Annotated in this window: 21 protein-coding genes; 7 read left to right on the top strand and 14 right to left on the bottom strand. The window is 70.2% G+C overall.

The genetic code is table 11. From position 1 onward, the window contains the following. Positions 1-1,427 precede the first annotated feature (1,427 nt). The gene (locus D7X74_RS12245) at positions 1,428-1,820 is read right to left on the bottom strand and encodes a VOC family protein (RefSeq protein ID WP_120533123.1); all 393 of its coding nucleotides are present in this window, start codon (positions 1,818-1,820) and stop codon (positions 1,428-1,430) included. A 133-nt stretch (positions 1,821-1,953) separates the two neighbouring features. Between D7X74_RS12245 and D7X74_RS12240 the strand changes: the two genes are divergently transcribed. Together D7X74_RS12240 and D7X74_RS12235 are read left to right on the top strand one after the other, a co-directional pair. Beyond that, positions 1,954-2,904, top strand: coding sequence for a hypothetical protein (locus D7X74_RS12240; RefSeq protein WP_158622219.1), 951 nt, complete (start codon positions 1,954-1,956; stop codon positions 2,902-2,904). Positions 2,905-2,996: 92 nt separating this feature from the next. Further along, positions 2,997-3,950 carry an oxidoreductase gene (locus tag D7X74_RS12235; RefSeq protein WP_120533121.1) on the top strand — a complete coding sequence of 318 codons (954 nt, stop codon included), beginning with the start codon at positions 2,997-2,999 and terminating at the stop codon, positions 3,948-3,950. On the opposite strand, the gene D7X74_RS12230 is transcribed toward D7X74_RS12235, so the two are convergent. Then, the gene (locus D7X74_RS12230; protein WP_147446551.1) at positions 3,940-4,299 is read right to left on the bottom strand and encodes a hypothetical protein; all 360 of its coding nucleotides are present in this window, start codon (positions 4,297-4,299) and stop codon (positions 3,940-3,942) included. The two genes, D7X74_RS12235 and D7X74_RS12230, sit on opposite strands and share 11 nt — an antisense overlap. Before the next feature lie 101 nt (positions 4,300-4,400). Between D7X74_RS12230 and D7X74_RS12225 the strand changes: the two genes are divergently transcribed. After that, complete coding sequence (locus tag D7X74_RS12225) at positions 4,401-5,243, top strand: hypothetical protein (protein WP_120533119.1); 843 nt, start codon at positions 4,401-4,403, stop codon at positions 5,241-5,243. Continuing rightward, positions 5,219-5,815 carry a hypothetical protein gene (locus tag D7X74_RS12220; protein WP_120533118.1) on the top strand — a complete coding sequence of 199 codons (597 nt, stop codon included), beginning with the start codon at positions 5,219-5,221 and terminating at the stop codon, positions 5,813-5,815. Before D7X74_RS12225 ends, D7X74_RS12220 begins: the two co-directional genes overlap by 25 nt. 89 nt (positions 5,816-5,904) lie before the next feature. Here D7X74_RS12220 and rsmG read toward each other — a convergent pair whose 3' ends face one another. The 6 genes from rsmG to D7X74_RS12190 form a co-directional block, all read right to left on the bottom strand. Then, positions 5,905-6,558, bottom strand: a complete 654-nt coding sequence (rsmG, locus tag D7X74_RS12215; RefSeq protein WP_120533117.1) for a 16S rRNA (guanine(527)-N(7))-methyltransferase RsmG — start codon at positions 6,556-6,558, stop codon at positions 5,905-5,907. 76 nt (positions 6,559-6,634) lie between these two features. Then, positions 6,635-8,482: a tRNA uridine-5-carboxymethylaminomethyl(34) synthesis enzyme MnmG gene (gene mnmG, locus D7X74_RS12210; protein ID WP_120533116.1), complete on the bottom strand. Its 1,848-nt coding sequence runs from the start codon at positions 8,480-8,482 to the stop codon at positions 6,635-6,637. A 494-nt stretch (positions 8,483-8,976) separates the two neighbouring features. Then, entirely contained in the window at positions 8,977-9,543 is a 567-nt protein-coding gene (locus D7X74_RS12205) for a hypothetical protein (RefSeq protein WP_120583871.1), read from the bottom strand. A gap of 144 nt (positions 9,544-9,687) precedes the next feature. Beyond that, positions 9,688-10,362: a glutathione S-transferase family protein gene (locus D7X74_RS12200; RefSeq protein ID WP_120533114.1), complete on the bottom strand. Its 675-nt coding sequence runs from the start codon at positions 10,360-10,362 to the stop codon at positions 9,688-9,690. A 74-nt stretch (positions 10,363-10,436) separates the two neighbouring features. Next, positions 10,437-10,910 carry a macro domain-containing protein gene (locus tag D7X74_RS12195; RefSeq protein ID WP_120533113.1) on the bottom strand — a complete coding sequence of 158 codons (474 nt, stop codon included), beginning with the start codon at positions 10,908-10,910 and terminating at the stop codon, positions 10,437-10,439. Between the two features lie 28 nt (positions 10,911-10,938). After that, positions 10,939-13,752, bottom strand: coding sequence for a pitrilysin family protein (locus tag D7X74_RS12190; protein WP_120533112.1), 2,814 nt, complete (start codon positions 13,750-13,752; stop codon positions 10,939-10,941). Between the two features lie 250 nt (positions 13,753-14,002). On the opposite strand from D7X74_RS12190, the gene D7X74_RS12185 reads away from it, so the two are divergent. Beyond that, a complete protein-coding gene (locus D7X74_RS12185) occupies positions 14,003-14,497 on the top strand; it encodes a hypothetical protein (protein WP_120533111.1) in 495 nt (164 codons plus the stop codon). Between the two features lie 215 nt (positions 14,498-14,712). Then, a complete protein-coding gene (gene sppA, locus D7X74_RS12180) occupies positions 14,713-16,509 on the top strand; it encodes a signal peptide peptidase SppA (RefSeq protein WP_120533110.1) in 1,797 nt (598 codons plus the stop codon). Between the two features lie 10 nt (positions 16,510-16,519). Here the strand turns inward: sppA and D7X74_RS12175 are convergent, their stop codons facing one another. Beyond that, the gene (locus tag D7X74_RS12175) at positions 16,520-17,080 is read right to left on the bottom strand and encodes a cysteine dioxygenase family protein (protein WP_233602069.1); all 561 of its coding nucleotides are present in this window, start codon (positions 17,078-17,080) and stop codon (positions 16,520-16,522) included. Positions 17,081-17,410: 330 nt separating this feature from the next. On the opposite strand from D7X74_RS12175, the gene D7X74_RS45015 reads away from it, so the two are divergent. Then, on the top strand, positions 17,411-18,400 hold the full coding sequence (locus D7X74_RS45015; RefSeq protein ID WP_120533108.1) for a general secretion pathway protein GspE: 990 nt from the start codon (positions 17,411-17,413) through the stop codon (positions 18,398-18,400). An 82-nt stretch (positions 18,401-18,482) separates the two neighbouring features. On the opposite strand, the gene D7X74_RS12165 is transcribed toward D7X74_RS45015, so the two are convergent. The 5 genes from D7X74_RS12165 to yidC all read right to left on the bottom strand — a co-directional run bounded on the left by D7X74_RS12165 (position 18,483) and on the right by yidC (position 23,864). Continuing rightward, positions 18,483-19,091 carry a Uma2 family endonuclease gene (locus D7X74_RS12165; protein WP_120533107.1) on the bottom strand — a complete coding sequence of 203 codons (609 nt, stop codon included), beginning with the start codon at positions 19,089-19,091 and terminating at the stop codon, positions 18,483-18,485. A gap of 77 nt (positions 19,092-19,168) precedes the next feature. After that, on the bottom strand, positions 19,169-20,635 hold the full coding sequence (locus D7X74_RS12160) for a tRNA modification GTPase (protein ID WP_120533132.1): 1,467 nt from the start codon (positions 20,633-20,635) through the stop codon (positions 19,169-19,171). 333 nt (positions 20,636-20,968) lie between these two features. Further along, the gene (locus tag D7X74_RS12155) at positions 20,969-21,196 is read right to left on the bottom strand and encodes a hypothetical protein (protein WP_120533106.1); all 228 of its coding nucleotides are present in this window, start codon (positions 21,194-21,196) and stop codon (positions 20,969-20,971) included. Positions 21,197-21,258: 62 nt separating this feature from the next. Then, a complete protein-coding gene (locus D7X74_RS12150; protein ID WP_120533105.1) occupies positions 21,259-22,050 on the bottom strand; it encodes a hypothetical protein in 792 nt (263 codons plus the stop codon). Continuing rightward, positions 22,047-23,864, bottom strand: a complete 1,818-nt coding sequence (gene yidC, locus D7X74_RS12145; RefSeq protein ID WP_120533131.1) for a membrane protein insertase YidC — start codon at positions 23,862-23,864, stop codon at positions 22,047-22,049. Before yidC ends, D7X74_RS12150 begins: the two co-directional genes overlap by 4 nt. Between the last annotated feature and the right edge of the window lie 4 nt (positions 23,865-23,868).

The following is a 23,868-nucleotide window of genomic DNA, read 5'->3' as shown; positions in this document are numbered from 1 at the left end:
TCATCCGGCCGCATCCGGTGTGTCTTCGCGTATCGCTGCCAGCTCACGGCCAGGCCCTTCGCGGTGCCTGAACCACCAGCCCAGGATGGAGCACGAGCGGCCAGGAGAGCCCCCTCTTGTGCGTGTTCCACGTGGAACACCGAAGTACCTTTCGTGAAGCGGCCACCTTTCACCGGGCAGGACGCGCGGTGCTCGGCACATCGTCGAAGCCCATCGCCAATGCCCGTGTTCCGCATGCCTCGATGCCCGACAGGACGAATGATTTCGCGTGAAGACCCGCGCCAGTCGAAGTCTTCGTAAGCCCCCGAGGCGCTCGACCGGATCCCACAGCAGCTGCGCATACGCGCCCAAGAATGGTGCGGCACGGACCACGCTCGACGCTCGGCTTTGAGTCCTCCACATCGGCATGGGCAGGACAACCGTCACACGCTTTCACCGGACCCTCCGAACCACCGTGGGCCAGCGTGTTCCACGTGGAACACGACCGCTGCCTGGATGGGCTTCGGTGTCGCGGTGACTTGGAATGCGACGCCCCCATCGCATCGGCATCCGGCCCTCACGCCGTACCGAAGACTGATGCTGGGGCGATGAGTCGAAGCGGGTGCGGTGAGCAACACGGTAGGGCCTGTGTCGAAGTGCGCGGCGCGTAACCCCGTCCCTTCCTCAAGGCCCACGCCTGCCAAAACCGGCTGAGCACGTTCCACGTGGAACACAGCCCCCATGAGAACCATGCGGTTCACCGTGAATCGCGCGGACACGCGACGCTTCGGAAGGCAGGGACCCCGTCACGCGGTTCGGAACCGGAAGCTCTGGCATCGACCTCCCGGTGTGCTTGCGCCCACGCGCGCGAAACGCCTCACTGCACGACCCGCCCTTCCGCGCGCGGTCTCCTGACAGGAACGCTCAGGGAGGTTCGGCTCCGATGAACTGGCACCCGAAGCGGCATCAACTTCTGGAACCAGTTCCACCGCCAGAAGTGGCACCAGACGCGGCATCCGAATCGCGACCCGCCCGGCCCCTCACCCAGCATCTGCATCCACTGGGGAGTCCGTGGGCTCCACGCATCCGGACCGTCACGGACAAGAAGCGCGGGGCCAGACCTGTGCCGGAGCGACCCCTCACGCGGGTCCGCAGGCCACCACCGTGTTCCACGTGGAACACGGCCCGTCGCCGTTTTCACCTGGTGAGGTCCTCGGGCCAGACCCGCGACGGAATCACCGGGAGGGTTCGCGGACCGGCTCAGCGCTTCAGGCCCCGGCAAGGACCCGAACCCACGCGCAAAGGAGTCGCACGGACCCGGCGGTGACAGAGGTCAGGCGGAGCCTCTGCACTTCGCCCAAGGGACTGAACCAGCGCGGAGGTGACGCGGATTCGGGCCTCGCCGTTCATGCCCCCGAAAAAACCAACCACCCTTCCCTGCCCCCCCTTCAACGCGTCCAGGCCGCGCGCTGAAGCACGACGCGGTAGCCATCTGGATCCTCGAAGGTCCTTCCATGCGCGTCCCAGTACGGATTGCGCGAAGGCACCGCCGCGAAGCCCGCGGCCTCCATGCGCCGCACCCGGGCCGTCCATGCCTCGGGGTCCGGCACGTAGAACACCAGGAGGTGGTCCTCCGTTGGCGCGCGCGGCGCTTCGTGGCCGCGCTCCACCGTGAACTCCAGGTGGTAGGGCGCGCCCGGGTGCCCGAGCATCACGCCATCGAAACCCGCGTGGTCCTCGAACCCTCCGAGCACCTCGAAGCCCAACCCGTCCCGGTAGAACCGCACCACCGCTTCCAGGTCCCTCGTCGGCCTCGCCACCCGCAGCTTCACCGTGTCCATCGTGTGCTCCTCGCGCCACCAACCCGACCGCGCACCGCTCGCATCATCACGGAGGTCACGACCGGGAGCATGGCCCCCCTGGCCTGACGAAACGCTGCGCGGAACACCGAAGCGCATTACCGGACTCGTAGCCATGCGCCTTCGCTCTCCAGGGTTCCCGTTGCTCTCCGTCCTCATGCTGCTCGGCGGTGGCCCGGCCCGAAGCGAAGGCGCTTCGCCCCCGGTCACGACCTTCAAGTTCGCCTGGCCCGTGCCTTCCCGCGTGGGCATCACCGAGCGCATCGACAGTGACCGCGAACACGCCTCGCTGAAGTACGACGGCGTGCTCACCGCGCGGAAACCCGGTTCCGGTTCCGAACTCCACTTCGAGAACCTTCAACAACTCGAACCCGCCGCGCACGGAACTCCCGACACGAAGGCGCTGCTCGCCACCTTCACCAAGCCGGACCTCGTGCTCTCCGGGACCGGCGCCCTCACCGACCTCGCTGGACTGGAACCCGCGTTCGAGCGCGCCGTCACCGTGCTCGAAACGGATCCACGGGCTCGCGAAACCCAACGGGCCCGCTGGGACAGTCCCCTCTTCCAGACCGTGCTTCGAGACCGCGCGGAGCTGACGTGGGCCGCCTGGGTGGGAGCGTGGAACGGCGTGCGGCTGGCGCCCGGACAGGAGCAGACGAAGACCGTCGCCCTCCGTCATCCCAATGGACCGCTGGAGCAGCGCTCCACCCTCCGACACCGGGGCGCGGTCGCGGAAACGCCTGGCGCGGTGCGGTTGGAACGGGAGACGGCGCTGGACGGAGCCCCCTACCGGCAGGTCGTGGCTCGGACCCGGGAGCTGCGGTGCAGCGCGGCGCTGGCTCGCAATGCGTCCGACCCGTGCGCCGCGGAAGTGCTGGAGTCCGCGAGCAGCGTCACCACCGTGGAGCTGATCACCGACCCCGACACCCTGCGCCCGTTCTCCGTGCGCACCGTGCACACCGAAGCCTTCACGGTGAAGGGTCGGCCATCCGTCATCCAGCGCGAGCAGCGGACCTACGACTTCGACTGGAACCGGAAGGCGAAGCAGCGTCCGGGAACCCGCTGAGTCACGACGTGCTCCGCCTCATCCTGGTGGTGCGGGACATAGGATGAATTGACGCTCTTTTCGCGCGGGCCTCCAGCCGTCAGGTTGCGGCCATGACAACGAATCAGCAGCCCCTGAACTCTGGCTACGGCGCGCGGACGACGGCGCGCGAGGTGATGGGCGACCGCCGGCTCGATGGCGTCATCGCCGTGGTGACGGGCGGATACGCGGGCATCGGATTGGAGACCACGCGCGTGCTCTCCGCCGCCGGTGCGACGGTCATCGTCCCCGCGCGCACGCCCGACAAGGCCCGTGCGGCGCTCGCGGGCATGGAGCGCGTGGAGCTGGAGCAGCTGGACCTGGCGGATCCGGCTTCGATTGATGCCTTCGCCGGGCGCTTCGTGAAGTCCGGACGCCCCCTCCACATCCTCCTGAACAACGCCGGCATCATGGCGACGCCGCTCGTGCGGGATGCTCGTGGGTTCGAGTCCCAGCTCGCGACCAACCACCTGGGCCACTTCCAGCTCACGACGCGCCTGTGGCCCGCGCTGCGCAAGGCGAACGGCGCGCGCGTGGTCGCCCTGTCGTCGCGCGGCCACCGCAGGGCCGGGATGGACTTCGAGGATCCGAACTTCGAGCGGCGCCCCTACGACAAGTGGGTCGCGTACGGGCAGTCGAAGACGGCGAACATCCTGTTCGCGCTCGCGCTGGACGCTCGCGGGGAGGCGCACCGGGTGCGCGCGTTCTCCGTGCATCCCGGCGGGATCATCACCGACCTGATGCGGTCCATGTCGGAGGAGGAGAAGCGCGGCGCCATCGAGAACTCGAACAAGATCGCGCCGCTCAAGACCGTGGAACAGGGCGCGGCGACGAGCATCTGGTGCGCGACGAGTCCCCAGTTGGACGGCATGGGCGGGGTCTACTGTGATGACGTCGACATCGCCGAGGTCGTGGGCCCCGAATCCCCCATCCCCCGAGGCGTGATGCCGTGGGCGGTGGACAAGGCCCTGGCGGAACGGCTGTGGACGGCGAGCGAGGCGTGGACCGGCGCGCGCTTCACCGCGTAGCGCGCGGGAACAACTTCCGCGCTCGCTCCATGCTCTCCCCGGGCACGGGCGAATAGAGCGAGACGCGCAGCTCGTGACCGTCGGGTTCCAGGTGCGAGAGCGTGACGTGTTCGAATTCGATGGGGCCGATGCCGGGGTGGATGATCACCTTCAGGCCCTCGGAGAGTTCGACCATGTCGTGCTCGTCCCAGATGCGCGCGAACTCCGGACTGACGGCGGCCAGCGCGGTCACGAGCGCATCGAACTCCGAGCGGTCGGCGGCGCGCGCGGCATCGCGCCGGAAGCCCGCCACGGCCCGGCGCACATCAGGCGAACATCGGAGGCGGTGCCGCGCGCGTTTCGACCGCACGGATCCCTCCTGAAACTCCTGCGCTCCCGGGCTTCGTCCGAGAACTGCCTCCAGGGGATCCGCCGGAGCAAGGTCCGCCGCTACACTCACGCGGATCCACCATGCTCAAGGCAGACCTGCACAACAAGCTTGCGTCAGGGAACCTCACGCGGAAGGAGGACCTGCTCACCTCCAACGTGCTCGGCTCCCTGACCTATCTGCCCGCGACGGCGGCGCTGCTGCCGTGGCTTCGACAGGCACAACGACAGCACGGGCCGGACGGCATCCCCCTCGTGGGTAAGGACGTGATCGATGCGACGGTGAGTTTCTGGCCCCGAGCGGGTGCGCGGGAACCAGACGCGGTGCTCCTGCTCCACTCCCGCGACGGATCCACTGAACCCGTCGTCATCGAGTGCAAGTACCTGGAGACCTTGAGCCAGAAACCCTTTTCCACGGATCCGGAGGGCAGGACCCACGGAGATCAGCTCGTGGACTACTGGCGCGCACTGAACGAGGGCACCCTCCGCACGCGCGACGGCTCCTCGTGGACCGGCAAGGGAAAGCGCCTGCTCTACATCACGCGGCAAGGCACCGCCCCAGAGCGTGAGTTGGAGCAGAGCTGGAACCGTCTCCTCGACTCAGAAAAAGCCGAAGCGTCCTTCTTCTGGTTGTCGTGGCGCGCGCTCCACCCGGTTCTCACGGAACTGGCGCCCCAACTGCCGAAGGGAGGCCCGCATCGCCTCGTCACGGACCTGGTGGCCTACCTGGAGCACAAGTCATTGCTCGGGTTCCGGGGCTTCTCGTCGCTCTCGCATGTGATTCCCGTCCTGGATGCTCCCCCAACCCTCCGCGAGCGCTGGTCACTTCACCCACCAGGATTCCTCGGGTCTCTTCCGGAACACGAACTTCGCCCTGCGCTGCGTCCTGAAAGGACCGACCGATGGAACCGACTCCTCCCGCGGTAGGCGCCGCCATCAAACAGGCCACGGACTTCCTGCGAGAGGTCTATCGGGAGGTTTCCCGACTCTTCGAGGACGTGGACCGGGTCCTGAAGGATTCGAATTCGGGCTGGTGCTCCGCCAACTTCGACAACGTCTTCCTCCAGACGCAGTCCCTGGCGCTCGAAAACCTCGAGCATCGTTTGCCTCGCGCCGTGGGGCGCCTCTACGCGGCCGACTCCACCGTCGCCGTGCACCATGCCGCCGTCGAGGTGCATTTGAGCCCTCCCTCTGGCGCTTCAGAAGCATGGCTGGTCCTGGCAGTGGCCTCCTTCAAGTCGGCCTTGAGTCACGCCTCGGCCCAGGCCGAATACCGAAACTCCGACTTCGCGGGCCTGCTGTTGAAGTCGGGGACCGTCGCCGACGGAACGCTCCATGAGTTCACTCCTGCGGAGCATCCACGGGTGTTCCCCAACGCGGAGCACCTGCGCGTCGGGGCCTGGCCGCTCGCATCCATGAACAGCCGGGACCACCTCCGGAAAACCCTCGTCGAGACGCTCCTGAAGGCTGTTCCGGTGGACCACCCGCCCGCGAAGTAACAGACCGGCGCGCCGCGCACACAAGGTCGCGGAAACGAAGACGGCCCCGAAGCTCACGCTCCGGGGCCGCGCTGGACCGCTCCCCTCCCCTACCCCTTCGCGAACACCGCGACCTGTCGTTCAGCACCGGAGAACGGCAGCCGGTACGAACGTGCGGACACCACGCGCAGGTTCCGCTCCGCCGCGCGGGCCTGAAGCTCCGCGTCCGTCTGCGCCTTGCCGAGCATCGCCACCACGCGCCCGCCCTCCTCCACGTACGCGGGCGCCAGCGCGAGCCAGTCCGGCAGGTCCATGAACGCTCGCGCGATGAGCACCTGCGCACGCGGAATCCCTTCCGTCTCCGGCTTGCCCTCCGCGCGCGCATGAAGTCCGCGCACGCCCGTCATGCCCAGGCTCGCCGCCGCCGCCTTGATGAACGCGACCTTCTTGCCCACCGCGTCCACCAGCGTCACGCCCAGCGTCGGCAACACCAGCTTCAGCGGCAGGCCCGGGAAGCCCGCGCCCGCGCCCAGGTCCAGCAGCGTCGTCGCGCCCGTCACCTCCGGCAGCACCGCCAGCGAGTCCAGGAAGTGCTTCTCCAGCACCTCCTCCGGCGCGGTGATGGCCGTCAGGTTCACCTTCGCGTTCCACTTCAAAAGCTCCGCCATCAGCCGCTGCAACCGGGGCCCCACGTCCTCGCCCACCGTCACGCCCAACGCACTGCATCCCGAGGCCAGCTGATCTGCGAACCGCGCGTTATCCACAACACCTCCACCGCGAACGGACCTTCAAGTCCCTGGAATTGCTCAGGGGACAGCCATCCCCAGAATTGCCCACACGTTATCCACAGCCCTGTTCCTGATCACCCCGCGCCCCGTTTCCCCGCTTGAGCGCGACCAGCAGCAACGACACCGCGGCCGGCGTCAGGCCCGGAATCCGGCGCGCCTGCCCCACCGTCCCGGGCCGGTGCGCCGACAACTTCTCCACCGCCTCCGACCCCAGCCCCCGCACGTCCGCGAACCGGAACGCCTCCGGAATCCGCCACCGGTCGGACGCCTCCGCCTCGCGCGCCGCCGCCCGTTCCGCCTGGGCGATATAGCCCTCGTACTTCACCTCGACCTCCACCTCCTCGGTGACGTCGGGGCCCAGCACAGGAAAGTCCTCGCGCCCTTCCGCGAGCTGCGCGTACGACACCTCCGGGCGCTTGAGCCGCAACCCCAGCCCCACGCGCTTGATCCGCGCCACCTCCTGCGTCACCGCGTGCGCTCGCGCCTCGGCCCGCTCCAGGGCCTCCTTCGGCAGCAGGCCCACCCGGTGGCCATGCTTCGCGAGGCGCAGGTCCGCGTTGCCTTCACGCAGCTTGAGCCGGTGTTCGGAGCGGCTGGTGAACATGCGGAACGGTTCGTCCACGCCCTTGGTCACCAAATCATCCACGAGCACCGCGCCGTGCGCCTCCTCCCGCCCGATGATCAGCGCCGGTTCACCCTTCACCTTGAGCGCCGCCTGGAGCCCCGCCCACAGGCCCTGGAACGCGGCCTCCTCGTAGCCGGAGGTGCCGTTGAGCTGCCCCGCGAAATACAGGCCCTGGACGGCCTTCGTCTCCAGCGTGGGGTGAAGCTGCGTGGGCGGTGCGAAGTCGTACTCCACCGCGTAGCCGTAGCGGATCACCTCCACGTGGGACAGGCCCGGGATGGTGCGCAGGAAGGCCAGTTGCACGTCCGCGGGCATGCTCGTGGACAGGCCCGCCGGGTACACCAGCGGCGACGTGGGGCCCTCCGGTTCCAGGAACACCTGGTGCCGTTCCCGGGCGGCGAAGCGCACCACCTTGTCCTCCAGCGACGGACAGTACCGGGGCCCCCGCCCCACGATGTCCCCCTGGAACAGCGGCGAGCGGTGCAGGTTGTCGCGCAAGAGCTGGTGCGTCGCCTGCGTCGTCGCGGTGAGGCCGCACATCACGGCGGGCTGACGCGGGAACGGCTGGCCCCGAGTGAGCTCCACCTGCGTGCGCCAGGAGAACGGCCGAACGTCGGTGTCCCCGGGCTGCGGTGTGACGGCGTCCCAGTCGATGCTATCGCGAAACAGGCGCGCGGGCGTGCCCGTCTTGAAGCGGCCCAGGGTGAAGCCCAGGGCGTGCAGGGATTCGGAGAGGCCACGCGCGGCGTCGTCCCCCAGCCGGCCGCCCACCTCCTTCTGCTCGCCCACGTGCATGAGGGCGCGCAGGAACGTGCCGGTGGTGAGCAGCACCGCGCGGGCCAGGACCTGGGTGCCATCCCCCAGCACCACGCCCCTCACCTGCCCCGCCTCCGCGACGACGGAGGCCACCTCACCTTCGAGCACCGTGAGGTTCGGCTCGGAGAAGAGCACCGCCTGCATCCCGGCGGCGTAGGCGTCGCGGTCGCAGAGGACGCGGGTGGCCTGCACGGCGGGGCCCTTGGAGGGATTGAGCGTCTTGAAGTGCGTGCCCGCGAGGTCCGCCACGCGGCCCATCTGTCCGCCGAGCGCGTCCATCTCCCGCACCAGGTGGCCCTTCGCGGTGCCGCCCACGGCGGGGTTGCAGCTCATCACGGCGGCGCGGTCGCGCTTGAGCGTCACCCCCAGGGTGGACAGGCCCAGCCGGGCGCACGCGAGCGCCGCCTCGCAGCCGGCGTGGCCCAGGCCCACCACCACGATGTCGTATCGGAGTTGCATCGCGTCACGAGGGCCGCAAGGCACCAGGAAGCAGCGGCTCGCCGTGGGGTATCACGCCCGAGCGCGTCCGTGGCAAGCCGGGGTGCCTGGAAGGCCGTCCCCCTTCCCTGCCCGGCGGGTGCGCCCACCGGACACGGAAGCTGCGCGAGGCGGACGGTGGGAGGGGTTGCTACGCCGCCCGCCTCGCGCGCACCGGTCACTGGACCCATCCACGGGCGCGCCCGGAACACCGGTGGCGCCTGGCCCGTGGACCGCCAATGGCATCCATGGAACTTGCCCGCACGAGTCCCCCGGTCTCGTGCCTTCTCATGGCGTCGCACACACGGGGAGACGGGCCTGCCCGTGCGGTGAGGGCGCATGGGGTGTGGACTCGAACCTGCGAGGCCGGCCTTCTTCCCGTGTGCGCGACGGGGAAGGGTATAGCGGGGGGGTCTGACATCCGGGTTCCGGGCCTCTGCGTCCAGAGGCTTCCGGCCCGGAAATCGCCGCCCGCGTCAGCGCGTGGGCAGGGGGTTCGCCGTGGGGCAGTGCACGTTCTCCGGGCAGCGGCCCTCCGCCTTGGGGATGCACGCGCCGCAGCACTCCATCTCGTCCGGCTTGCACGCCGGCACGCAGGGGCCGCACTGCACCACGCCGCCGCAGCCGTCCTCCGCCGCGCCGCACCGCAGGCCCAGCGAGGAGCACGTCGCGCGCTGACAGACGCAGCGGTCGTCCACGCAGGACTCGTTGGGTTTGCACCCGGGCTTGCACGTGCTGGTGGGGGTGCCGGAGTCCTTCTTCGGCCCCGCGGGCACCGACGGCGCCACGCAGCGGCCGTTGGAGCAGGTGCCGGCCTCGCAGTCGCCACAGTCGATGAAGCCGCCACAGCCGTCCGGCGTCTGGCCACAGGAGACCATCGCCTGGGAACAGGTGGCCGGCGCGCAGCCGTCCGCCGCCACGTTGTCGCGCGACGCGCCCGGCGAGGCCCGCACCGCCTCACCCCGGCCCGACGAGCACGCCCCGAACAGCCCCACCACCACGAACAGCCCCGCCCACCGGCCCAGGCTCCGCACCGCTTCCATGTCGTCCACTCCCTCGCTCCCGACGCGTCCGCGCCCGGAAGGCTTGCACGGGCGAGCCGCCAAGAAGGTCTTGCGCGGGCCCGGGGCGCATCATGCGCACACCCGGGCCACTTGTCCGGAGGAGACGGTGGGGCAGGGGAGGGGTCAGCGCTGCAACAGCGAGCGGGCAAACGCGACGGCCTGCGCCTCGGTGGGCGCGTCCTCCTGCTTCCGCGCGGGCACGTCCAGGCCGCGCTTCGCGGCGGGCCGGGCCTCGATGGCGGCCAACCACCGCTGCACGCCCGGCAGGCCGTCCACGGACACGCCGGCCCAGTCGTGGATGCGCACCCAGGCCCAGTTCGCGATGTCCGCGATGCTGTAGTCCCCGGCCAGGTACTCGTGGTCCTTCAACTGGCGCTCCAGCACCGTGTACAGGCGGCGCGTCTCGTTCTGGTACCGGTCGATGGCCGGCTGGAGCTTCTCCGGGAAGTAGCGGTAGAACACATTGGCCTGCCCCTGCATGGGGCCCACGCCGCCCATCTGGAACATCAGCCACTGCATGACGCGCGAGCGGCCCTTCGCATCCGTGGGCATCAACTGGCCCGTCTTCTCCGCCAGGTACACGAGGATGGCGCCGGATTCGAAGACGGCGAAGTCACCCTCCGCGCGGTCCACGATGGCGGGGATGCGGCCATTGGGATTGATGGCCAGGAACGCGGGCTCCTTCTGCACGCCGGTGGAGATGTCCAGGGCCTGCACCGTGTACGGCAGCCCCAGCTCCTCCAGCGCCACCGATACCTTGTGTCCGTTCGGCGTGTTCCACGTGTACAGGTCGATCATCCGCGTCACCCTCGGCTTGCGTGAGAAAGGTGCCCACGTCTAACCGGGGCAGGGGAGGGGCGCCCGCCAGAAACTCACGTCCGCCTCGGGGGACGGAAGCGCACCACGCGCACGTCGAACGCGGGCGCGTCCCCCAGGGCCTCAAGCATCAACTCCAGCGCACGGGCCTCATCGAAGCTCCCGGAGCCCGCGCCGATGATGGGAAACGCCAGCGAACGGAAACCCTGCTCCCCGGCCCGGGTCAGCGCGTGGTGCACCGAGTCCTGGATGGACCGGGCGGAGGCCCGCCACAGCATGTTGATACCGGCGACATGGATGATGCCCTTGAAAGGCAGACGTCCAGGTCCCGTCACCACCGCCGAGCCCAAGGGCATGGGCCCCACGCGCGCCAGCTCGCGGAAGGGTGCCGTGCCGCCGCGGCGCTTGATGGCCCCCGACACCCCCTGGGGCAACAACAGCCACCAGGGGATGATGTTGCGATTCCACGCATTGACGATGGCGTCCACCGGCTGGTCCAACAGGTCGCCGTCCACGATGTCCACGGGCATGGGCGGCAACCTTACACAGCCACGGCGCTCAGGGTGACGCCGGAGCGTTGACCGGCGCCGCGGCCTGCTTCGCCGCGCCGGCGAAATCCCCCGCGCGCACCTGGGTGGCCTTGCTCCAGTCCACGTGGTTCGCCAGGGCCTTGCGCACGTCCTCCGGCGTCAGCTTGAGCAGCTTCGCCTCCAGCGCCGCGTCGAACGCGAGCGTACGCCCGAAGTACAGGTAGCTGGCCAACTGGTTCGCCAGGTTCCCGTCCTGCGCCCGCGACGTCTGGCGATACTCCAGCAGGCCCGAGCGTGCCTTGTTCAATTCCTCCTGGGTGATGCCTTTGTCGACCGCGCGGGTGACTTCCTCGCGCATGGCGACCTCCAGCTTCTGGGCGTTCTGCGGCGCGTAGATGGCATACGTGAGGAACGACCCCACCGCGTCCAGGTCGCCTGAATCCACGCTGCTGCCCACGCCATAGGACAGGCCATCCTTCTGGCGCACGCGCGTGGCCAGCCGCGAGTTGAGGAAGCCGCCGCCCAGCACGAAGTTGCCCATCATCACGCCCGGCCAGTCCGCGTCATCCGCGCGCAGCTTCAGCGTCTGTCCCGCGAGGAAGTAGGCATTGGCCTTGTCCGGCGTCTCCAGCGCGACCACCTTGGGGCCCACGGGCTGATATGTCTTTGGCACCCGCGCGTACGGGCCCGGGCTCTTCCAGCCGTTGAACAGCGTGCCCGCGAGCGCGACGACCTCCTTCGCGTCGAAGTCGCCCACCACCGCCAGCTCCCCGTTCGAGGCCCCGTAGAACTGACGGTAGAAGTCACGCGCCTGCTCCAGTGAGACATCCTTCACGTCGGACAGGCGCTCCTCCAGGGTGGGCACGTAGTACGGGTGGCCCTTGGGGTAGTGCGCGGACAGCGTGCGCCAGAACGCGATGCTGCCTTGCGTCTGCGGTTCACTGCGCTGCGACTCCAGCGCGGCCAGCCGCTCCTGCTTGAGGACGGCGAACTCCTGCGCGTCGAAGGAGGGCTCGCGCAGCACCTCCGCCATCAGCTTGAGGACTTCCGGGAGGCTCGCGCGCGGGCACTCGATGGAGACGCTCGCGCCCATCGCGCCGCCGTCCACTCCGACACGGGCCTTGAGCTTGTCCAGGGCGTCCATCAGCTGCTGGCGGGTGTGCTTCGTCGTGCCGCGCATCAGCATGCGGCCGGCGTAGACGGCGGCGGGCTGCTTGCCGCGCACGGTCTCCTCGGTGCCCCAGCGCAGGTTGAGCGACAGGTTGACCATCTCGCCGCGCGTCTTCTTGGGCAGCACCGCGTACTTGATGCCGCCGGGCAGCTCACCGCGCTGCACGCGCGCTTCGATGTTGGCGGGGGAGGGGTCGAAGGCCTCACCCTGCGCGACCAGCGCGCGGCCCTGGTAGCTCTCCACCGACTTCGCCACGTCCACCGGGGGCGGCAGTTCGGAACGGTCCGGCTTCGCCGTGGGAACGAAGGTGCCCATCGTGCGGTTGGAGCCCTTGAGGTACGTGGCGGCCACGCGGGTGACGTCCGCGGGGGTGACGGCGTCAACGCGGTCGCGGTGCAGGAAGAGCAGGCGCCAGTCGCCCACCGCGGCCCACTCCGACAGGAGGATGGCGGCGCGTTCGGAGTTGTTGAGCAGCAGCTCCGTCTGCTTCGAGAGGCTCGTCTTCGCGCGGTTCACCTCCTCGTCGGTGAAGGGCTTCTTCGCGGCCTCCTCCACGGTCTGCAGCAGCGCCTCGCGCGCGGGGGCCAGGGGCTGATCCTGCCGGGCCTCGGTGCTGAAGCCGACCACGCCCGGGTCGCGAAGCTGGAAGTTGAAGGCGCTGACACGCGCGGCCTTCTTGGTCTCCACGAGCGCCTTGTAGAGGCGGCCGGAGGGCGAATCGCCCAGCACCTCGGTGAGCACGTCGATGGCGGCGAAGTCGGGGTGGGCGCCTTCGGGCACGTGGTAGAGGCTGGTGATCAACTGGTTGTCACCCACGCGGCGCAGCGTCACCTCGCGCTCACCGTCCTGGGTGGGCTCCTGGGTGTACGTGAGGGGCACGGGCGTGGCGGGGCGCTGAAGCTTGCCGAAGGTGGACTGCACCAGGGCCAGGGCCTTCGCGGGCTGGAAGCTGCCGGCGACGACGAGCACCGCGTTGTCGGGGCGGTAGTAGCGCCGGTAGAAGGACTGGAGCCGGTCGATGGGGACGTGCTCCAGGTCCGCCTTGGCGCCGATGGTGGCCTTGCCGTAGTTGTGCCAGAGGTAGGCGGCGCTCATGGTGCGCTTGAAGAGGATGCCGCGCGGGTCGTTCTCCCCGGATTCGAACTCGTTGCGCACCACGGTCATCTCGCTGTCGAGGTCCTTCTGCGCGATGAAGCTGTGGACCATGCGGTCCGCCTCGAAGGTGAGCGCCCACTTCAGGTTGTCGTCCGACGCGGGCAGGGTCTCGTAGTAGTTGGTGCGGTCCAGCCAGGTGGTGCCGTTGGGACGCGCGCCGCGTTCGGTGAGGGCCTGGGGCACGTTGGGGGTGGTGGGCGTGCCCTTGAACATCAGATGTTCAAGCAGGTGGGCCATGCCCGTCTCGCCGTAGCCCTCGTGCTTGCTGCCCACGAGGTAGGTGACGTTGACCGTCACGGTGGGCTTGGTCGGGTCCGGGAAGAGCAGGACGCGCAGGCCATTGGGCAGGCGGTATTCGGTGATGCCCTCCACGCTCGCCACGGGGGTGGTGGCGGACGGCTTCGTCTGCGCGCGAGCGGTGACGGCGGGCTTCGCGGCGGGGGCCGGGGCCGCCCACACGGGCGGGCCGGCCACGAGCAGGACGGCCAGCAGGGCGAGCGGGGTACGACGCGGCATGCGGTCCTCGGGGTGCGGGGGAGTGGGCACGGGACTTCTAACCGCTCCAGGGGGTCCTGCCATCCCGAGCATCTTCACGCCCGGCGGCCGGGCGTCCGCGGAAGGCCCTGGTGGGCCGTGGAGGGTCGTGCCCCGCAGTTCCAACCCAGGAGGTTGTACGCTATCCTGGCGCGGATCCGCTCCGCAGGGCGGACAACTCCCCATGTCAGGAGGGGTTGATAGGAGACCCGCTCTCCACGGGAGGAACGGCATGGCGACGGCGATGGGCGGGGATGTGGTGATGCAGATGCTGCGGGAGTTGCGCGAGATGCAGGAGGAAGCGCGGATCCAGGATGCGCGGACGGACGCGGTGATTGACGCGGTCATCCGGCAGACCGAGCTGATTCTGGAACACTCGCGCATGCACTTCGAGCGCACGCGCGTGCTCTTCGCGCGGTCACGGGAACTCTCGGCTCAAACGCGGGTGCTTTTCGAGCAGACGCGGGTGCTCTTCGATCGCACCGATGAACTCTCGAGGCATATCGGAGTGCTCTCCGAGAGCACGGACACGTTTCGAGAGAGTTTGGAGAAACTCGCCGACCAGATGCAGACGCTGGCGCGGGAACTGAAGGGAGTCAAAAGCACACACGGAAGGATGCTCGAGCAGGTGGCTCGCTCGCTCCACCGGCTCGCGGAGGCCCAGGACTCCGACCGCCAGCGCATCCACGTGCTGGAACTCAACCTGGACGGAACCGGGAAGCCCTGAGCCTCCAAGACACAGGGCGGTCCGAAGCACCGACCGCCCCGCGTCCTCGGGGTCGCCGGCCCGCCCCCCGTCCACCGGGAGGGGCGAGCGCCACCTGCCGTCAGCCGTCTGTCAGCCGGTGCAAGGCAAGCATCGTCCCGCGCGTGCGTTGATGGTAGGCCGCCCGGAGTCGGGGGGCCGTCCCTCGGGCACGTGGACACCAGGAGTCCTTCCGGATGAAACGCTTCTTCATCGGCGCGCTGGCCTTCATTGGAGCGCTGTCCGTCCTCTTCGTGGTGGGTGTGGTGGGGTTGTTGATGCTCGCGTCGTCGAGCAAGCCGGACGTGCCGTCCAACCTGGTGCTGGAGCTGGACCTCCAGCAGCCGCTGCCGGAGTACACGCTGGACACGTCGTTCGCGGGTGCCTTCGGGGACACGCCCACGTCGCTCAGGGACGTGGTGGAGGCGCTGGAGAAGGCCGGGACGGACTCCCGGGTGAAGGCGCTGGTGGTGCGGGTGGGGCAGCCGGGCAGCGCCTCGCAGGTGCAGGAGCTGCGGGACGCGGTGAAGGCCTTCCGCGCGACGGGCAAGCGGGCGGTGGCGTACGCGGACGGCTTCGGGGAGGCAGGCAACGGCACCGGGGCCTACTACCTGGCGACCGCCTTCGACGCTGTCTACATCCAGCCCTCCGGCGACGTGGGGCTGACGGGCCTCACGGTGGAGACGCCCTTCGCGCGCGACGCCTTCGAGAAGTTCGGCGTGAAGGCGGAGTACGGCAAGCGCGCCGAGTACAAGAACGCCGTCAACACCTTCACCGACGCGTCCTACGGCGCCCCGCAGCGCGAGGCCACGGAGGCCTACGGCAACAGCCTCTTCAACCAGGTGGTGAAGGGCGTGGCGGAGGGCCGCAAGCTGTCCGAGGACGAGGTGCGCTCGCTCATCGACCGCGGGCCGTTCATGGGCCAGAAGGCCCTGGACGCGAAGCTGGTGGACGGGCTGCGCTACCGCGACGAAATCCACGACGAGCTGAAGAAGCTCGCGGGTGACGGCGCCCGGTTCCTCTACGTGGACAAGTACCTGGAGCGCGCGGGCCGTCCGCACCAGACGGGGAGCACCATCGCCCTCATCTACGGCGTGGGCGAGGTGCAGCGCGGCAAGAGCCAGTCCAATCCGCTCTCCGGTGGACAGGTGATGGGCGCCGACACGGTGGCGGCGGCCTTCCGCAAGGCGGCGGAGGACTCGAACGTGAAGGCCATCCTCTTCCGCGTGGACAGCCCGGGCGGCAGCTACTCCGCGAGCGACACCGTGCGCCGCGAGGTGCAGCGGGCGCGCGAGGCGGGCAAGCCGGTCATCGTCACCATGGGCACGTACGCGGCCAGCGGCGGCTACTTCGCGGCCATGGGCGCGGACAAGATCGTCGCGCAGCCGGGCACGCTGACGGGGAGCATCGGCGTGTACAACGGCAAGTTCGTCACCGCGGACTTCTGGGCGAAGTTCGGCGTGAACTTCGACACCCTGGACTTCGGGAAGAACGCCTCCTACGCCAGCTCGGACCTGGAGTTCACGCCCGAGCAGCGCGCGCAGTTCGAGTCGGAGCTGGACGCCATCTACCTGGACTTCACCACCCGCGCGGCCCAGGCGCGCAACATGCCGCTGGAGCAGTTGCAGGCGGTGGCGAAGGGCCGCGTGTGGACGGGCGAGGACGCGAAGGAGCGCGGGCTGGTGGATGCGCTCGGCGGCTACGCCACGGCGCTGGCGCTGGCGAAGGAGGCCGCGAAGCTGGAGAAGGACGCCCCGGTGCGCCTCCAGGTGTTCCCCCGTCCCAAGGCCACGGGCGAGGTGCTGTCGGAGCTGCTGGGCAAGAACGACGCGGACAACAGCGACGACGACGCGTCCGGGGCCCACGCGGGAATCTCGCCCCAGGTGCTGGAGCAGGTGCGGGCGGTGTACCGGGTGGGCGCGAAGCTGGGGCTGACGTCGCAGGGCCGCGAGGGCCGCATGCTGTACGCCCCCCCGCCGGAAGTGCGCTGGTAGCGTCCGGCCGTCAGAGGGAGAGGGGCAGGCCAGCGCGGCCTTCGTCGGGCCGCACCGGCCGCCCGAAGATGCTGTGGTAGCGCAGGGAGTGCGCCGCGCAGCGGCTGCGGCGCGGATCGAAGACCAGGCATTGCGCCACCGGGCCGGCGTACACATGCAGCGTCACGCCCGGGGCGCTGGTGGAGCACACGCGGTGGATGGGCGCTCCGGCGTCACGGAAGTCCACGTGACCCGGGCCCACCGGGCCCACCCGCTCCGGCGCGCCCAGCCGCGCCGTCCCGGGGCGGGTTCCGCCCTCCAGCAGCGGGTAGTTCTCCAACAGGAACTGGCCGCGCTGGACGCTGAACCAGCACTCCTGCCCGTCATGGTCGTGGATGGGCGAGGACACGCCCGGAGACCAACAGTTGACGATGACCTCCAGGCCCTCGTCCCGGTGGACCAGGTTGCGCGTGTAACGACCGGGTAGGAAATGAAGGTAGGGCTTGAGGCTGGAGGGCTCCACCTGGAGCCCGGCCATGGAGGCGTCCACGCCGGCCAGTCCGCCAGGGGACGAACGCCGCGCGCGGAGCATCCGCACGAATTCTCTCAGGCACGCATCAGCCATGCTTACAGGCTAGGAACGTCTCCGACATCTGGCCACCCTCGGGTTGAGCGTTGAACGTACGCTTTGTCGTCCCCCCCTCAAGGATTGGGACTTCGTACGTTCAACGACGGCGAAGGCTCCGGAATCACGAAGGCGGATCCGTCCTCATTCCTTTCGTCGGCGACCTGCCCATCGAGCTTACAGCCGCCCGCCAGTCTTCGGTTGGGTTGTAATTTTACACTTCCATGCGGTAGAGGGAAGCGAGTGGTGGAAGGTCGACCCGGCCGCTGTACCGAGGGGGGCCGAGGGGAGCGAGCAATGAAGAAGCGTTTGGGGGACATCCTGCTCGCGCGGGGTGTGGTGGATGCGATGCAGTTGCAGTCGGCGCTGGCGTACCAGCGCAAGTGGGGCGTGGCGTTGGGGCAGGTGGTGGTGGACCAGCGCTTCTGCACGGCGGAGGCGGTGTTGTCCGCGTTGGCGGCGCAGTCCGGGGTGGCCGCGGTGGACCTGGACGCCCAGCCGTTGGACGCGACGCTCGCGAAGCTGATCCCCCTGAAGGTGGCGGAGGCGCACCGGGTGGTGCCGTTGCGGCTGGAGGGCCAGGGTCCTCGCGACACGGCGCTGGTGGTGGCCATCGCGGCGCCGGCGAGTCTGGCGGCGCTGGACGTGGTGAAGAGCGTGTCCGGCAAGGCGCGGGTGGTGCCCCTCTTGGCCACGGACGCGGCGCTGGGCCGGGCCATTGGCCGGCTGTACCGGGGTGAGCCGGCGACGCCGCAGCGCCGTCCGGGGATGGAGGGCTTCTCGCTGCCCGAGTGGGACGAGTCGCTGCCCCTGGTGGTGGGCACGTCCCTGGCGGAGCTGACGCAGATGGCGGCCCCGGAAGGAGAGGTCCAGGGCCTGCCGATGCTCGCGCCCCTGGAGCCCGCGCGGGTGCCGGTGCCGGCGGCGCGCGTGACGGTCCGCGAGCAGGTGCTGGTGTACGGCTGGGGCGCGGAGGCGGCCGCCGGGCTGGTGCGGGTGCTGGGCGACGCGGGCTTCACGGTGAAGGTGGCGAGCACCGGGGACGTGTGCACCGCGGTGGAGACGCAGGTGGTGGTGGCGCCGCTGCCCGCGATGGAGGTGCTGGCGCAGCGGCTGCGCGCGCAGGTGCTGGTGGCCGGCAAGGCCCCGGAGCGGGACCTGCCCCGGGCGCAGGCCGTGCACGCCCGGGGGTTCGTGGCGGCGCCGGTGGATCCGGAGCTGCTCCTCAGGGCGGTGCGGCGCCTGTCGCGCGGCTCCGACGAGGCGCGCCTCAAGCACGCGAGCTGAAGGACGCCGTCATCCGGAGGATCCGGATCCACGCCGGGTGCCGCGCGGATCCGGACCGACCCAAGACCCCGGTCCTCGCGGATCAAGGCACCGCGACGAGCCGGGGCAGCTCCTCCGTCACGTCGGGAAGCCACAGCGAGCCCAGCTCCAGGGACACGGAAGGGAAGGGCTCGGCGCGCACCAGCGCGTCGTCCTCGTGGCTCGCGGTGAGGAGCCAGCCGCGCTTGAGACGCTGGTAGATCTCCAGGGTGCGCGCGATCGGATCCACGAGCCACACGTAGGAGACCCCGGCGCGCGCGTACAAGGGCAGCTTGCGCGCGCGGTCCAGCGCGGTGGTGGCGGGGGTGAGCACCTCGCAGACCCAGTCCGGAACCAGGGTGAAGAAGGCGGCACCGGGCTCCGGCGGCGCGGCGACTCGCTCACGGCGCCACGCGGCCAGGTCGGGCACGAGGAGGTCCTCGCCCAGGTGCAGCTCCGGGGCGCGCAGGAAGCACCAACGGCCGTTGCCTCCGCGACGCTGGTCCAACCGCTCTCCCAACTCCACCCCCATCATGAAGGCCGCGCGCGCGGGCGCCACGGAAGGCCGAGGCGAGGCCACCAGCTCGCCATCGAGGATTTCACCCACCCAGCCCGACGGCAGCGCCGAGAGCAGGGAGTGGGAGGTGGGTTGAAGGTGCTGAAGTGCCGTCATGAATCCTCGGGGAGCGCCGGGTAACGCGAGGCATTCTAGGGAGGGGTCTGACATGCCGGCCGGCGCCCGGCGGGGGGCTATTTCCCGATGCAGAAGCGCTGGAAAAGGGTGTCCAGGAGTGCATCGGAAACGCTCGTTCCGGACACTTCTCCCAGCGCCTCCAGCGCGAGCCCGACCTCTCCGGAGAGGACCTCCAGGGTGGACACGCGCGACGCCTCCTCCGCGCGGCCCAGCGCCTCGGCGGTGCGACGCAGGGCATCCGCATGGCGCTCGGAGACGAGGGCCACCGCCGAGGGAGTGCCACCGCCCCACAGCCGCCCGAGCACGGAGGTCCGAAGCCCCTCCACGCCCTCGCCCGTGAGGCCACTGACGCGCGGCCTGCCGTGGGAGGGGAGGGACGTTCCGGACGCAGCGCCCGGACCCGCGAAGGACACGGACGTCGCGGACGCAGCGCGCGGACCCGGGAAGGGCAGGGACGCTTCACGCTCCTCATGCGCGGGAAACCCGGGCACGGACTCCCAGGGCGCGGACACGGGCGCCACGTCGCACTTCCCGGTGACGACGAACACGGGCGTGGCGCCAGCCTCGCGCACCCAGGAGGAGGCCTCCTCCCCGGAAGCCTCCGGCGGCAGCACGAGCACCGCCAGGTCCACCGCCGCGAGCAGGTCCCGCGTGCGCGCGATGCCCAGGGCCTCCACGCGTCCGGGGGCCTCACGCAGGCCGGCGGTGTCGTAGAGCGTCACGCCCAGCCCGTCCCATTCGACGCGGGCCTCCAGGGCATCGCGGGTGGTGCCGGGCTCCGCGTCCACGAGCGCGCGCTCCTCGCCCACCAGCCGGTTGAACAGCGTGGACTTGCCCGCGTTCACCGGGCCGTACAGGGCCACCCGCGCGCCCTGACGCACCAGTCGTCCCCGTCCCACCTCCGCGCGCAGGGCCTCCGCTTCGGAGCGCAGCGTCGCGACCCGGGGGCCCGCGTCCTCGTCCGCGCCCTCCGCTTCGTCGGGGAAGTTGAGGACCCCTTCCAGGTCGGCATGGAGCGCGCGCAGCGGTTCCTCCAGCGCGCGGATCCGCTCCGCCAGCGCTCCGGACAGCCCGGCGGCGGCGGCGCGCACGGCCGCCTCGGAGTCCGCGGCCACCAGGTCCGCGACCGCCTCCGCGCGGGTCAGGTCGATGCGGCCATTCAGGAACGCGCGCCGGGTGAACTCGCCGGGAAGGGCAGGGCGGACGCGCGCATCCTCCAGCGTCCGCGCGAGCAGGAGCCGCAACAGGCGCGGACTGCCATGCGCCTGGAGCTCCACCACGTCCTCCCCGGTGAAGGACTGCGGCGCGCGGAAGTAGAGGAACAGGCCTTCATCCAGTACGCCGCCGGACGCGTCCACGAACGTGGCCAGGTACGCATGGCGCGGCGTGGGCACCTCGGGGACTCCAGGTGCGAGCGCACGGCCCACCTCCAGCGCGGCCGGCCCGGACAACCGGAGGATGCCCACCGCTCCCGCGGCGGGCGCGGTGGCGAGGGCGACGATGGTGGCGGAAGGAGGCGTCATGGCGGGGCAGGGGAGGGCACCGGACGCGGGCGTCCTTGCCCCCAAAAAATCAGGGACCGTCGGCGCCCGGGGACCGTCCAAGGACAGGAGGCACGACACCTTCGCCATGGACTCGCGCCGGAGTCCAGGAGCGAGCGTCGCGTGGGCCAGCTCCAGGCAGGCGTCCTTCGCCACGGAGCCATCGCCCCCGTGGAGCACGCCCACCCACGACGGAGGCTTCAACACAGGCCCCCTCATCCGCATCGGGAAGGCCCCCATCGTCGGGCGGGGACTCACACGGGCCGCGCCCCACCCGACCGGCACCGCGACGGCAGCGCCTCAACGACCGCGGAACTACCGGGGACCCTGCGGCGGGGTGGAGCCCCGGGCCGCGCGCTCCACGTCATCGCGGTGTGTCTCGATGTACTTCTCCACCTCGGCGTCTTCGACCTGCAGGTCGCGCAGCACGCCTGGATAGACGAAGCGGAAGGCAGGGGACTCCTCGTCCCCGCGCAGGCGGAAGCTCATCTTCAGCACCGCCGCGCCGTACAGCTTGTCTTTCAAACCCTTCGACTTACCCATTCGCTCCTCTTGCTCCCAGACGCCCGCCGGCGGCATGGACGGGCCCTTGTCCGGGCGCCCGCTCAGGCGTCGAGGTCGTCTTCGTCATCGTCCGGCAGCATGCTCCGCTTGGGCATCGGTGCGGGCTTCGCCGGAGTGAACACCACGCGTCGGTTGCGGCCTTCGCCTTCCGCCGCCACCTTCACACCACCTACTCCTTCTACTGCCCTGAGGACGCGCGCGCGGTCCTCCGTCTTCATCGCGGCGAACGCATAGAAGCGCCCCAGGCTGGCGGACTTCTCGGCGAGCTTGCGGACGGCCTCCCGCAGCACCGCATCCTCCTCGCACTGCACCGAGCGCTCGTCCGCCTCCGCGCCCTTCGACTGCGCCGGCTGAGCGGCCGCGGCCTTCGGGGCCTGGGGCGCGGGCTGCGCACCCCGGGCAGGCCGGGCAGGCTGCGCGGCCGGAGCGGCGTTCCGGGCGGGCTGCGTGGCCGGAGCGGCGGCCGCCACCTGGGCCACGGTCGCCGTCGGAGCAGGGGCCTGCGCCGGAGCCGCCTCGCGACGGGGGCGGGGTTCCGGATGGCCCCCCGCGCCGAGCATCACCCAGCGGCGTTCGACGCCGGGGCGGTGGAGCATCTTGTTGAGCAGGAACTGGAGCGAATCCAGCACCTGGCTGCGCTTGCCGGCTTCCACGCCCGGAGGCGGACCGGACTCGAAGTGGAGCGCCACGGACAGGCTGCCGTCGGCGGCGTCCTGCAGGTCCAGCCGGGCCGGGAAGCCCATCAGCCCGAGGATGTCAGTGAGCAGCCGCTCCACCCGGGGGCGGAAGTCCGCCCCGCCCGCCCCAGCCTGCGTTCCCTGCGGCCCGCTCACTTGCGCTTGCCTCCCCCGGCGGTGACCACCGCCGGTGTCCCGCCGCCCGTCTGGCCCTTCTTGCGGTCCAGCCACTTGCGCAGGCCGTACTGCTGCCCGATGGAGAGCACGTTGTTCGTGAAGATGTAGAGCGACAGACCGGCGGGGTACTGGAGCAGCGTGAAGGTGAAGATGATGGGCATCACCCAGGTCATCATCTTCGCCTGCGCCGCGTCCATCATCTGCGGCTGCATCTTCTGCGTGATGATCATCGACACGCCCAGCGCCAGCGGCAGCAGGTACGTGGGGTCCTTGTACGTGAGGTCCCGCCAGATGGGCCCGACGAACGGCTCACCGTAGATTTCGAAGCTGTTGCGCAGCGACGTGAACAGCGCGATCCACACCGGCATCTGGATGAGCAGCGGCAGACAGCCGCCCAGGGGGTTCACCTTCGCCTCCTGGTACAGCTTCATGATCTCCAGGTTCTGGCGTTCCTTGTCGTCCGCGAACTTCTTGCGGATCTCATCCATCTTGGGCTGCAGCACCTTCACCGCCTCCATGCTGACCATGGAGCGGTAGGTGAGCGGCAGGAGCGCCAGCTTCACCACCACGGTGAGCAGGATGATGGCGACGCCCCAGTTCCCCACGATGCCGTGGAAGAACCGCATGATGGAGAGCAGCAGCTTGCAGACCACCGCCCAGATGCCGAAGTCGACCGTGTCCTCCAGCATCGGGTGGTACGTCGTCGCGGGCAGGTTGGCCACCGCGCGCAGCTCCGCGCCGGGCGCCGGGCGCAGCAGTTCCGGATCCTTGGGGCCCAGGTAGCCGCCGAAGCGGAACGTGGTCGTCTGGCCGGGGGCGACGTTGAGCGGGAAGGCCGCCGCCACTTCGCGCTCGGTGGGCGTGGCGGTGAGCGTGCAGTGGCCGGCGAGGGGCCCGTCCAGCGGGTAGAGCGCGGACAGGAAGTACTGCTGGTCGATGCCGAAGAAGGAGACCTGCCCGCGCGTGTCTTCCGGCGGCTTGTCGCCCGGGGACATCTTGTGGAGCTCATCCCCCACCCAGCACGCGGAGCGGCTCAGGTTGCCCACGCCGCCGAAGAAGGACGGCGCGTGTTCGAACTCCGGGTCGATGGCGCGGCTGTAGTGCAGCTTCAGCTCGCCCGACTGCGCCTGCGCGGAGGTGTTGCGCACCTGGAGGGTGTAGGCGAACTCGAAGCCGTCGCGCGGCCACAGCACCGTCTTGGTGATTTCCCACGGGCCCTGCCGGCCGGTGAAGACGACGGTGCCGCCGTTGTCGGTGGGGTTCTCCTGCACCGCGTAGCGGGTGTTCGCCGCGAGCGGCGCGCCGCCTTCGATGGTCACCGCGAGCGGCAGGGGCTGACCGGCCACCGGGTGCGCCACGTTCATCTGCGGCGGCGGGGGGATCTCCTTGCCGAAGAGCAGCGCGAAGCCCTCCTTCACGGAGAGCGACTGCTGCTCGCGCATCTTCACGCCCTGGAGCACGGCGGAGGTGAGGCCGGCGCCCTCGGAGGAGAAGGTGTACTTGACCTCCGGACGGGCGACGTCGGTGGTGCGCACGGGGGGCGGAGGGGTTTCGCCCGGGGTGCCCGCGGCGTCACCGGTCGGCGCCACCGGCGGCGGCACGGCGGCGACGGCCGGGGTGCCAGCATCCAGGGTGGCGGCCATCTCCACGCCGCCATCCGCGCCCGCGTCCGTCGGCGTCTTGGGGGCGAAGAAGAAGGTGTACGCGGCGGTGGCCGCGAAGGAGAGGGCGAGCGCCAGGAGCAGTCGCTTCTGTGAATCGTTGGACTGGGGCGACAGCGGGTCGTTCGTCATGGAT

The sequence above is a fragment of the Corallococcus sp. CA047B genome, assembly GCF_003612065.1.
Taxonomy (GTDB): Bacteria; Myxococcota; Myxococcia; order Myxococcales; family Myxococcaceae; genus Corallococcus; species Corallococcus praedator.
This window is presented reverse-complemented; position numbering and strand designations above follow the sequence as displayed.

Excerpts from the sequence above, each read along its gene's own strand:
- D7X74_RS12245 (WP_120533123.1), bottom strand. The coding sequence starts at position 1,820 with ATGGACACGGTGAAGCTGCGGGTGGCGAGGCCGACGAGGGACCTGGAA.
- D7X74_RS12240 (WP_158622219.1), top strand. The coding sequence starts at position 1,954 with ATGCGCCTTCGCTCTCCAGGGTTCCCGTTGCTCTCCGTCCTCATGCTG.
- D7X74_RS12235 (WP_120533121.1), top strand. The coding sequence starts at position 2,997 with ATGACAACGAATCAGCAGCCCCTGAACTCTGGCTACGGCGCGCGGACG.
- D7X74_RS12225 (WP_120533119.1), top strand. The coding sequence starts at position 4,401 with ATGCTCAAGGCAGACCTGCACAACAAGCTTGCGTCAGGGAACCTCACG.
- D7X74_RS12220 (WP_120533118.1), top strand. The coding sequence starts at position 5,219 with ATGGAACCGACTCCTCCCGCGGTAGGCGCCGCCATCAAACAGGCCACG.
- mnmG (WP_120533116.1), bottom strand. The coding sequence starts at position 8,482 with ATGCAACTCCGATACGACATCGTGGTGGTGGGCCTGGGCCACGCCGGC.
- D7X74_RS12205 (WP_120583871.1), bottom strand. The coding sequence starts at position 9,543 with ATGGAAGCGGTGCGGAGCCTGGGCCGGTGGGCGGGGCTGTTCGTGGTG.
- D7X74_RS12200 (WP_120533114.1), bottom strand. The coding sequence starts at position 10,362 with ATGATCGACCTGTACACGTGGAACACGCCGAACGGACACAAGGTATCG.
- D7X74_RS12195 (WP_120533113.1), bottom strand. The coding sequence starts at position 10,910 with ATGCCCGTGGACATCGTGGACGGCGACCTGTTGGACCAGCCGGTGGAC.
- D7X74_RS12190 (WP_120533112.1), bottom strand. The coding sequence starts at position 13,752 with ATGCCGCGTCGTACCCCGCTCGCCCTGCTGGCCGTCCTGCTCGTGGCC.
- D7X74_RS12185 (WP_120533111.1), top strand. The coding sequence starts at position 14,003 with ATGGCGACGGCGATGGGCGGGGATGTGGTGATGCAGATGCTGCGGGAG.
- sppA (WP_120533110.1), top strand. The coding sequence starts at position 14,713 with ATGAAACGCTTCTTCATCGGCGCGCTGGCCTTCATTGGAGCGCTGTCC.
- D7X74_RS12175 (WP_233602069.1), bottom strand. The coding sequence starts at position 17,080 with ATGCTCCGCGCGCGGCGTTCGTCCCCTGGCGGACTGGCCGGCGTGGAC.
- D7X74_RS45015 (WP_120533108.1), top strand. The coding sequence starts at position 17,411 with ATGAAGAAGCGTTTGGGGGACATCCTGCTCGCGCGGGGTGTGGTGGAT.
- D7X74_RS12165 (WP_120533107.1), bottom strand. The coding sequence starts at position 19,091 with ATGACGGCACTTCAGCACCTTCAACCCACCTCCCACTCCCTGCTCTCG.
- D7X74_RS12160 (WP_120533132.1), bottom strand. The coding sequence starts at position 20,635 with ATGACGCCTCCTTCCGCCACCATCGTCGCCCTCGCCACCGCGCCCGCC.
- D7X74_RS12155 (WP_120533106.1), bottom strand. The coding sequence starts at position 21,196 with ATGGGTAAGTCGAAGGGTTTGAAAGACAAGCTGTACGGCGCGGCGGTG.
- yidC (WP_120533131.1), bottom strand. The coding sequence starts at position 23,864 with ATGACGAACGACCCGCTGTCGCCCCAGTCCAACGATTCACAGAAGCGA.